This window comes from Polaromonas sp., from assembly GCF_029945895.1.
In the GTDB taxonomy this organism is placed as follows: domain Bacteria; phylum Pseudomonadota; class Gammaproteobacteria; order Burkholderiales; family Burkholderiaceae_C; genus Polaromonas.
In genome coordinates, this window is sequence record NZ_JAQSDL010000078.1 from 1 (window position 1) to 2,080 (window position 2,080).

Below are 2,080 nucleotides of genomic sequence, written 5' to 3' on the forward strand. Positions count from 1 at the left end.
AACGGCTTGTCGCCCAGGCCGGTGCTCATGGCCCGCACGGTCGTGTCGATCTTGTTCATCTGGCGGTCAATCCAGGCCTGGCAACGCTGCTTGTCGTCACGGCCGGCCCAGGTGGCCTCCAGCCGGGCCAGGATGGCGGCATCGAGCAGGCCGTCGGCCAGCGCTTCCCAAGTCTTCACCTCGGCGCGTTCCCGGCCCTGCACCGGAATTAGCTTGCCGACCGGCGACAGTGTGTCCAGGTATTCAACGATCACACGCGAGTCGAACACGGCTTCTTCCGACCCGTTGGCGCCTTCCATGACCAGACAGGGCACCTTGCCCAGCGGATTGGATTCGGACATGGTCGTGCCCGCGGCCCACACGTCTTCAATGACGAACTGGTAGTCGAGCTTTTTTTCGGCCATCACAATGCGCACTTTGCGCACATAAGGGCTGCCGTAGGATCCAATGAGTTTCATAGTCAATCTTTTGTCGTGGGCCCTGGGGCGATGGGGTCGAAATGCCTCGGCCAAACAGCTTAGCAGGCCATCCTGTTGGATTCTATCGAGTATGCGTCGGCCAGGCCTGCCACGCTGCAAAAAGCGGGCAAGCTGTCTGCCGGGGCGCCAGGCCACCCGCCTACAATGTCGCCCATGAACCCGTCCACCAGCTTTTCCATCACCGCCCTGTCACCCCTGGACGGCCGTTACGCCGCCAGACTCGCCCCCCTGCGGCCGCTGATGTCGGAGCTCGGTTACATGCACCGCCGCGTCCAGGTGGAAGTCGCCTGGTTCATCGCCTTGTCGGATGCGGGTTTTGCCGAATTCAAGCCCTTGACCCCGGGTGCACGCACCTACCTGCTCGGACTGGTCAAGCACTTCTCCGAAAGCGACGCGGTCGCGATCAAGGAGATCGAAAAAACCACCAACCACGACGTGAAGGCGGTCGAGTACTGGATCAAGTCCAGGTTCGAAGCCCGGCCCGAGCTGGAGGCTGCCGCCGAGTTTGTGCATTTCGCCTGCACCAGCGAAGACATCAACAACACCAGCCATGCGCTGCAGCTCAAAAGCAGCCGCGAGCAGGTCTTGCTGCCGGCGCTGGACAAGGTCATCACGCAGCTGCGCGAGATGGCACACCGCTACGCCGACGAGCCCATGCTGAGCCGCACCCACGGGCAGACCGCCAGCCCGACCACCGTCGGCAAGGAGATTGCCAACGTGGTGGCCCGCCTGGACGTCGCACGCGAGCGCATCGCCGCCGTCAAGCTGATGGCCAAGATGAACGGCGCCGTCGGCAACTACAACGCCCACCTGTCGGCTTGGCCCGACTTCGACTGGGAGGCGCTGAGCCGTCACGTGATCGAGTCGCCCGAGCCACTGGGACTGGGCCTGACCTTCCAGCCCTACAGCATCCAGATCGAGCCGCACGACTACATGGCCGAGCTGTTCGACGCGGTGGCGCGCACCAACACCATCCTGATCGACTTTGCGCGTGATATCTGGGGTTATGTCAGCGTGGGTTACTTCAAGCAGCGCCTCAAGGCCGGCGAGATCGGCTCCAGCACCATGCCGCACAAGGTCAACCCGATCGATTTCGAAAATGCCGAAGGCAACCTCGGCCTGGCCAACGCGCTGCTGCGCCACCTGAGCGAAAAGCTGCCCATCAGCCGCTGGCAACGCGACCTGACCGACAGCACCGTGCTGCGCAACATGGGCGTGGCCTTTGGTTACGCCGTGCTGGCCTACAGCTCCATGAACACCGGACTGGGCAAGCTCGAACTCAACCATGAGGCGCTGGCTGACGACCTCGATGCCTCGTGGGAAGTGCTGGCCGAGCCGATCCAGACGGTGATGCGCCGTTACGGCGTGCAGGGCGCTTACGAAAAACTCAAGGAAGTCACGCGCGGCAAAACCGTGACGGCCGAAGCGCTGCATGGCCTGATCCGCTCGCTGGAGATTCCGGACGCGGAAAAAGACCGCCTGCTGGCCATGACGCCGGCCAGTTACACCGGCAAGGCCGCCGAACTGGCCAAACGGATTTAGACAGGCCCCCACGGTCGCTCACTGCGTGTAGCTTCCTGCCCCCCGAGGGGGCCGCTGCG

At 63.5% G+C, this 2,080-nt stretch carries 2 protein-coding genes; one reads left to right on the forward strand and one right to left on the reverse strand.

Translation table 11 applies throughout. The features are described 5' to 3' along the window. On the reverse strand, window positions 1–458 hold a 458-nt coding region (locus tag PSV33_RS09465), incomplete at its 3' end, for a glutathione S-transferase N-terminal domain-containing protein (RefSeq protein ID WP_300560953.1). 174 nt (window positions 459–632) lie between these two features. Between PSV33_RS09465 and purB the strand changes: the two genes are divergently transcribed. Beyond that, window positions 633–2,021, forward strand: a complete 1,389-nt coding sequence (purB, locus tag PSV33_RS09470) for an adenylosuccinate lyase (RefSeq protein ID WP_300560955.1) — start codon at window positions 633–635, stop codon at window positions 2,019–2,021. The last annotated feature ends 59 nt before the right edge of the window (window positions 2,022–2,080 follow it).